At 71.3% G+C, this 7331-nt stretch carries 7 protein-coding genes; 4 read left to right on the forward strand and 3 right to left on the reverse strand.

All coding sequences use genetic code 11. From position 1 onward, the window contains the following. Positions 1–228: 228 nt before the first annotated feature. The gene (glnA, locus tag Q7W29_14590) at positions 229–1602 is read right to left on the reverse strand and encodes a type I glutamate--ammonia ligase (GenBank protein MDO9173049.1); all 1374 of its coding nucleotides are present in this window, start codon (positions 1600–1602) and stop codon (positions 229–231) included. Positions 1603–1786: 184 nt separating this feature from the next. Here glnA and Q7W29_14595 point away from each other — a divergent pair, with 184 nt between their 5' ends. From Q7W29_14595 to Q7W29_14610, 4 genes are all read left to right on the forward strand, one after another. Continuing rightward, complete coding sequence (locus Q7W29_14595) at positions 1787–3178, forward strand: (2Fe-2S)-binding protein (GenBank protein ID MDO9173050.1); 1392 nt, start codon at positions 1787–1789, stop codon at positions 3176–3178. Then, a complete protein-coding gene (locus tag Q7W29_14600) occupies positions 3175–3501 on the forward strand; it encodes a (2Fe-2S)-binding protein (protein MDO9173051.1) in 327 nt (108 codons plus the stop codon). Before Q7W29_14595 ends, Q7W29_14600 begins: the two co-directional genes overlap by 4 nt. After that, complete coding sequence (locus tag Q7W29_14605; protein MDO9173052.1) at positions 3498–4682, forward strand: FAD-binding oxidoreductase; 1185 nt, start codon at positions 3498–3500, stop codon at positions 4680–4682. The genes Q7W29_14600 and Q7W29_14605 overlap by 4 nt, the downstream gene beginning before the upstream one ends. Before the next feature lie 117 nt (positions 4683–4799). Further along, on the forward strand, positions 4800–5285 hold the full coding sequence (locus Q7W29_14610) for a CHRD domain-containing protein (protein MDO9173053.1): 486 nt from the start codon (positions 4800–4802) through the stop codon (positions 5283–5285). 85 nt (positions 5286–5370) lie between these two features. Here Q7W29_14610 and Q7W29_14615 read toward each other — a convergent pair whose 3' ends face one another. Beyond that, positions 5371–6069, reverse strand: a complete 699-nt coding sequence (locus Q7W29_14615; GenBank protein ID MDO9173054.1) for a hypothetical protein — start codon at positions 6067–6069, stop codon at positions 5371–5373. Between the two features lie 57 nt (positions 6070–6126). Further along, complete coding sequence (locus Q7W29_14620) at positions 6127–7035, reverse strand: TIGR01777 family oxidoreductase (GenBank protein MDO9173055.1); 909 nt, start codon at positions 7033–7035, stop codon at positions 6127–6129. Positions 7036–7331 lie beyond the last annotated feature (296 nt).

Below are 7331 nucleotides of genomic sequence, written 5' to 3' on the forward strand. Positions count from 1 at the left end.
GGGGGCCCAGACCAGGACCGCCCCGTCCTGCAGGCCTATTTCGTCCACGGCGCGTTGAACCTGAGAAGTGATATCGACAAAGGCGTTGCGGGCGTCCGTACCGACCTGGAATTCGACCATGCCCACCTCCGCCGGCACGGACCCGTCCGGTCGGTCCGCGAATATCCTAATAGACCAGGGTAGTTCCCCGATGATGCGATGGCCACCCCTGCCGCGAACGGCCCGGAGCTAGAGATCGAAGTACATCGAGAACTCGTAGGGGTGCGGCCGGCGATTGATGGCCTGGATCTCCGCGCGCTTGATCGACAGCCAGCGCGTGATCAGGGCTTCGGGGAACACGCCGCCCCGCGTCAGGAACTCGTGGTCGACCTCCAGGGCGTCCAGGGCGTCGTCCAGGGAGCGCGGCAGGAACTCCACGGTGTGGGGCCGGCCGTCGGCCGGGGGGTGCTCGGGGCAGTAACCGTCGGCCAGCGGGTCGAGACCGCGCACGATGCCGTCGAGACCCGCCATCAGGATGGCCGAGGCGGCCAGGTAGGGGTTGCAGGTGAAGTCGGGCGGGCGGTACTCCATGCGGCGGTGCTGGGGGTCGGCCACGTAGCTCGGGATGCGCACGGCGGCGCCGCGGTTGCTGCGCCCGAAGGTGATCGCCGTCGGCGCCTCGAAACCGGGCACCAGGCGCTTGTAGGAATTGGTGCTGGGGTTGGTGAAGGCGCACAGCGCGTGGCTGTGCAGCAGCACGCCGCCGATGTAGCTCAGGGCCAGCGGGCTGAGCGAGGCGTAGCCGGACGGGTCGTCGAAGACGTTGCGGCCGTCCTTCATCAGGTACTGGTGCAGGTGCCAGCCGCTGCCCGCGTTGTCGAACAGGGGCTTGGGCATGAAGGTCACCCGCAGGCCGTGGCGCTCGGCGAGGTTGAACAGGATGTACTTCGTCATCACGGCGTTGTCGCAGGTGGTCGGCAGGTCGTCGAACCAGCCCTCGATCTCCTGCTGGGCCTTGGCCCCCACCTCGTGGTGGTGGTAGCGGACCGGGATGTCGAAGTCCCGCATGACCGCGCAGACCTCGTCGCGGAAGTCGTCGTGGCGGTCGTGGGGGTTGCAGGCATGGTAGGCGTTCTGGAAGAAGCGCTCGCGGCTCTCCATCCGGTAGTGGGCGCTGGTGTTGCCCGAGTCGAAGTCCGCCTCCTCGAAGATGTGGAACTCGTACTCCGGGATCCAGCGCGTGGTGTCCGCGACGCCCATCTCCCGCAGCAGCCCTTCGGCGGCGCGCACGATGGTCCGGCCGTCCTGGGCGAACGGGGTGCGGCCGGCGTCGACGTGCTTGACCTCGGCGAACATCGTCAGCGTGGGGCGCTTGCGGAACGGGTCGACGTGCGCGGTGGCGAGATCCGGCAGCAGGACCATGTCGCTGTCCTCGACCTTGAGGAAGCCGTAGCTGGAGCCGTCGAAGCCGATGCCCTCGCCCATGACCTCCGGCGTGAAGCGGTCGAAGGGGAAGGTGATGTGGTGCAGGCGGCCGACGAGGTCCAGGACCTTCAGGTCCACGAACTCGATCTTCTTGTCGATGGCTTCCATGCGCACGGCGGCGAAATTCTGCGACGACATTTCCAGCTCCTTGCACGGATCGGGGCCCCGGGCCCGGGACGGCGGCGTAACCTCGAATATAAGCCGCGGCCGGCCCCCGCAAAGGGAAGAAAACGCCTGTTCATTTCTCGGGAGCCGCCTTGCCCACCACCCCCGCCCGGCCTATGTTTCGCACCGCTGCGCCGACGCGCGAAAGGAGCCGCCCGTGGCCGACCCCGCCGTGACCATCCTGTTCGAGGGCCAGCCCCTCGCCTGCCGCCCGGGCCAGTCGGTCGCGGCCGCCCTGTGGGACCACGGAGTCAAGGTCCTCTCCCACAGCCCCAAGTACGGCCGCCCCCGCGGCGCCTCGTGCGCGCGCGGCCATTGCATGGGCTGCCTGATGCGCATCGACGGCGTCCCCAACGTCCGCTCCTGCCACACGCCGGTCCACGATGGCCTGCGGGTCGCCCGTCAGGACGCCGGCGCCGTCTACGGCCGCCCCATGCAGTCCGCGCTGTCCGGCACCGGCCACCTGCTCCCGGTCGGCTTCTACTACAAGTGGTTCACCAAGCCGGCGGCCCTGTCGAAACTCTTCATGCGCATCATCCGCCCGGTGACCGGCATCGGCCGGTTGCCCGACGAGGCGGCCTGGCAGGCCGCGCCGCCCCCGCCCCGCTCCCGCGACCTCGGCCGCTGGGACACGGTGGTGGTCGGCGGCGGCGCGGCCGGGCTGGCCGCGGCCCTGGCGGCCGAGGGCCGCACGCTGCTGATCGACGATGCGGCCCACGGCGGGGGCCAGCGACGCGAGGCCCTCGACCTCGCCGCCGCCGGGGACGGCGACCCGCTGGCCGGCCTGCACCGCCTGCGGCGCCTGCGCGCGGTCCTGCACGAGCGCGACGCCCTGGTCGCAGCCGCCCCCAACGTGACCCGCGCGCCGGCGACCACGGTGGTGGGCTGCTACCAGCCCGACATGCTGCTGCTGCGCGACGCCACGGGCCTGTCCGTCGCGCGCGCCGACCGCATCGTCTGGGCGGCCGGCGCCCTGGACCAGCTGGGCCTGTTCGACGACCACGACCTGCCGGGCATCATGGGACCCCGCGCCCTGTACCGCCTGGCCGGTCGCGACGGGATCGACCTGCGGGGGCGCGCCGCGGTCGTCTGGGGCCACGGCCCGGACCAGTGGCTGTGCGCCGCCCTGCTGCACGCGCGCGGCGCGCGCGTCGTCCTGGCCCTGGATCCCACCGCCGCTCCCGACGAGGACGCCCTGGCGACCGCCCGGCGGCTCGGCTGGCAGCTGCGCACGGGCATGCGGCCGCTGGCCGCCCTCGGCCGCGCGGGTTCGCTGGCCGCGCTGCGCTTCGACGACGGCCGCAGCGGGACCCGCCCCGAATCCGCCTGCGAGATCGCCGTGATCTGCGGCCGCGGCAAGCCCGTCTACGACGGGGCCTACCAGCTCGGCGCCGACCTCGTGCTCGATCCCCTGCGCGGCGGCTACGTGCCGCGGGACGCCGCCGCCGGACGCTGGGACGGCCGCACCCCGGCCGGCCTGCGCCTGACGATCGCCGGCGAGGCGGCCGGCGCCACGCTCGCCGACCTGCTGGAAGAGGTGACGGCATGAGCAAGCGCATCCTCTGCCGCTGCGAGGACGTGACCATCGAGGAGTTCGGCAAGGCCTACCGCGACGGGTTCGCCGAGATGGAAGCGCTCAAGCGCTTCACCGGCGTGGGCACCGGCTTCTGCCAGGGCAAGGGCTGCCTCTGCGAGTCCGCGCTGGAACTGGCGCGCCTGCGCGGCATCGACCCGTCGCAGATCCCGCTCACGAACATCCGCCCGCCCATCGAACCGCTGACCTTCGAGGAGCTGGCGAGCCTGGACCTGCCGCCCCTGATGGGCGAGCTGGAGGCTGCGCTGCCCCGCACCGACCCGGAGGTGGACTCGTGATCCCCCTGCCCGAAGGGCCAGTCCCCGCGACGGCCGACGCGGTCATCGTCGGCGGCGGCATCAACGGCCTGGCCATCGCCTACGAGCTGGCGCGGCGGGGCATGAAGCGCCTCGTCGTGCTGGAGAGGGACTACCTCGGCAGCGGCTCGACCGGGCGTTGCGGCGGCGGCATCCGCCAGCAGTGGACGACCGCGGAGAACATCCGCCTGGCCCAGGAGAGCGTCGCCGCCTACGAGCACCTGGCCGGCGAACTCGGCCTGCAGACGTTCTTCCGCCAGGGCGGCTACCTGATGGTGACCGAGGACGAGTCCCATCTCGACAGCCTGCGCAAGGCCGTCGCCCTGCAGAACTCCTGCCAGGTGCCCAGCCGCTTCCTGGAGCCGCGGGAGTGCCTGGACATCGTGCCGCAGCTGGACATCTCGCGCCTCAAGGGCGCGACCTTCTGCCAGAAGGACGGCACCGCCTACCCGTTCAGCGTGGTGTGGGGCTACGCGAAGGCCGCGACGCGGCGCGGCGTGCGGATCTTCATCCGCACTCGCCTGCTCGAAGTGCGGCACGACGGCGGCCGCATCACCGGCGTGGTCACCGACCGCGGCGAGATCGCGACGCCGCTGCTGATCAACTGCGCCGGGCCGTGGTCGCGCTCGCTGGCGGCGATGGTCGGCGTGCAGCTGCCCAACCGCCAGGAACGCCACGAGATCATGGTCAGCGAATCGTGCAAGCCGTTCCTGGACCCGATGGTCATCTCCATCAGCGACGGCATCTACTTCAGCCAGAGCATGCGCGGGGAGATCGTCGGCGGCATCGGCGACCCGGACGAGCCGCACTGGGACCGCCCCGCCCAGTTCGACACGCGCAGCCAGCTGCGCTTCGCGGTGCGCTTCGCCCGCGCCCTGACCGCCTACTGGCCCCCGGCGCGCAAGCTGCGCCTGATGCGCCAGTGGGCCGGCATGTACGACGTGACCCCCGACCACCGCCCCATCCTGGGCGGCGTCCCCGGCCTCGAGGGCTACCAGATGGCCTGCGGCTACAGCGGCCACGGCTTCATGCTGGCCCCGATGGCCGCCTCCCGCCTGGCGAAGCAGATCACCGGCGGCGAACCCGACGCGATCATCGACTCGTTGTCGCTAGCGCGCTTCTCGCGGGGCGACATCGAGGCCGACGCGTTCGTGGTGGGCTGACCGGCCGCTTCCGCCGTCCGGAACATAACCTCTCAATATCGCTACAGTTGCGAAAGTGGATTAATTTAGTAATCTATTTGGGTCCGTATCGTTCACCCGCATCCGGAGGTGCAACCCATGCGCTGGATCAAGAATCCCGTCCTGCTCGCCGCCGCGACCGTCCTCCTGCTCGGTCTCGGAGCCGGCGCCGCCCGCGCCGATCTCGCTTTCTACACCACGGCCCTCACCGGCGCCTCGGAGGTCCCGTCCAACGCCAGCCCGGCGGTCGGGATCGCCACGCTCACGGTCGACACCGAGACCCTGGTCGGCACCTACGCGCTGCAGTTCAGCGGCCTGACGAGCGCGCAGACCGCCGTCCACTTCCACACCGCCGCGGTCGGCGTCAACGGCCCGGTCGCCTTCGGCCTGCCCCTGGGCTCGCCGGTCGCCGGCACCTGGAACCTGACCGCGCCCCAGTACGCCAGCCTCGTCGCGGGGTCGATCTACCTCAACGTCCACAGCACGACCTTCCCCGGCGGCGAGATCCGCGGGCAGATGACGCTCGACCACGTCGTCGCCGACGAGAACATGACCCTCGGGGACGTCAAGTCGCTCTACAAGTGATCGCGATCGTGCCGACGATGAGGGCCGTCCCCTGCCGGGGGACGGCCCTTTCGCGTCATCTTGCTTCGTCGAAGATCGGAGCGGGTCAACGATACATCGTCTTGACCTCGCCCCAGCTCGCCGCGTCGGACGGCGTCGGCCCGCCGTAGCTCGTCAACTCCCAGACGCCTTCCTTCACCAAGCCGACACCGGCGGCGTAGGAGCACGGTTCGGCCTGGCGCGACCCGTCGGCGAGCCGCCGACCCAGCGCGTCGTGGGTCGCCTTGCCCGGGGAGGCGGACACGAGGGGCATGAAAGCTTCGACCGTAACGGCTTCGAAGTCGCCGGCCGGCACGGTCAGCGGCCCGTCCTCGGTCACGCAGTAGGTGAACGAGCTCACTAGGCCGGGGTCCACCGAATCGTCGAGACTCCAGTAGATGCGCACGGTCGAGGACCAGCAGCGGTCCGTCGCGACGACGGCCGCCAGCCACATGATCGGCGGCGAATAGCTCGCCACGAAGCCGCCGTCCTCGTTGTAGGCGGCGTGCAGGTAGACGGCGCCCGTGGGTCCCAGGGACCAGAAGTTGTGGTAGACCTGATCCGGCTCGGTCCAGACCAGTTCGACGACGTCCTCGCCCTGGATGACGGCCGGCCCCACCGCTTCGACGATGCGCTCGTGGCCGGCTCCGTCGCTGTACGCCCAGGCGCAGCCGGGCGCCAAGGGTTGGTACGCGATCTGGGCGGGGGCAGGGGCGACGAACGCCGCCAGGGAAAGGACCAAGGCCAGACTCAGCACGTGCCGCATCCCACGACCTCCCTTGCGAACGTGACCGGGTCCACCATGGTACACCAGCCGACGGCGTCAGGACAACAGGTGCCGCAACGCCGGTTCCAGATCCCGGTACTCGAACTGGAATTCATTGGCGCGCAACGCCTTGGGCACGGCGCGGCAGCTCTGCAGCAGCATGGCCGACATCTCCCCCAGCACCAGGCCCAGCACGAAGCCGGGGGTCGTGAAGCCGCTCGGGCGTCCCAGCACGCGACCCAGCGTCCGGGCGAACTCGCGGCGGGTCGGCGGGTCAGGCACCACCGCGTTGACGGGGCCGGCGATCGCGTCGCGGTCCAGGATGTGCAGGATGGCGCGGACTAGGTCGTGCCGGTGGATCCAGGGCACGTAGGCGCGGCCGTCGCCGAGCGGGCCGCCCAAGCCGAACCGGTAGGGCAGGACCAGGCGCGGCAGGGCCCCGTCCTCGCGGTCGAGCACCAGGCCGATGCGCAGCAGCGCCACGCGGGCGCGCCCGTTGTCGGCCTCCAGGGCGCACCCCTCCCACTCGTGGGCCAACCGGCCCAGGAAGTCGCGGCCGCCTTCGTTCTCCTCGTAGAGGGGTTCGGCGCCGCCGTCGCCGTAGTAGCCGACGGCCGACGCGCTGACCAGCACGCGCACCCGCTCGCTCGCGTTGACCGCCGCCGCCACGTTGCGCGTGCATTCGAGACGGGAGCGGCGCAGCAGCGCCTTGCGCTTGCGCGTCCAGCGCTTGGCGGCGATGGGCTCGCCCGCCAGGTTGACGACCGCGTCGCAGTCGCCCAGCGCCCGCTGCCAATCGCCCGGGAAGGTCGGGTCCCCCTCGACGATCTCCACCGGACGCGACAGGCGCGACAGCGCCCGCTTGCGGTCGCGGGTGACGCACACGACCTCGTCGCCGCGCTCGATCAGCGCGCGGACGACCGCCCGTCCCACCAGGCCCGTACCGCCGGTCAGGAACACCTTCATGCCGAGTTGTCCTCTCTGGAGTCATCCGGGTGCGAAGCCCCGGGAGGATACCCGCCGCCGCCTCGCCTGTCCAGACCTGTCGCGGACGCGCCCGGCGGCGGTCGCGTTGACACCGTGGCGGCCGCCCCCTATCGTCCTCGGTGCAGGCACGCCGCATCGAACGCCCCGCGCCCCGCGGCGGCCACCACCGGGAGGGTCATGACCTACGATTTCTTCGACTGCGAGGTCCGCGACGGCGTCGCGACCCTATCGCTGTTCGGTCCGTCCGCGCCCTCGCTGCAGGAACTCGGCGACGA

The sequence above is a fragment of the bacterium genome (genome assembly GCA_030654305.1).
GTDB lineage: Bacteria > Krumholzibacteriota > Krumholzibacteriia > LZORAL124-64-63 > LZORAL124-64-63 > PNOJ01.

What these genes read in the sequence shown, in the direction of transcription:
- Q7W29_14620 (MDO9173055.1), bottom strand. Translation starts at nt 7,035, where the DNA reads ATGAAGGTGTTCCTGACCGGCGGTACGGGCCTGGTGGGACGGGCGGTC.
- Q7W29_14610 (MDO9173053.1), top strand. Translation starts at nt 4,800, where the DNA reads ATGCGCTGGATCAAGAATCCCGTCCTGCTCGCCGCCGCGACCGTCCTC.
- Q7W29_14615 (MDO9173054.1), bottom strand. Translation starts at nt 6,069, where the DNA reads ATGCGGCACGTGCTGAGTCTGGCCTTGGTCCTTTCCCTGGCGGCGTTC.
- glnA (MDO9173049.1), bottom strand. Translation starts at nt 1,602, where the DNA reads ATGTCGTCGCAGAATTTCGCCGCCGTGCGCATGGAAGCCATCGACAAG.
- Q7W29_14600 (MDO9173051.1), top strand. Translation starts at nt 3,175, where the DNA reads ATGAGCAAGCGCATCCTCTGCCGCTGCGAGGACGTGACCATCGAGGAG.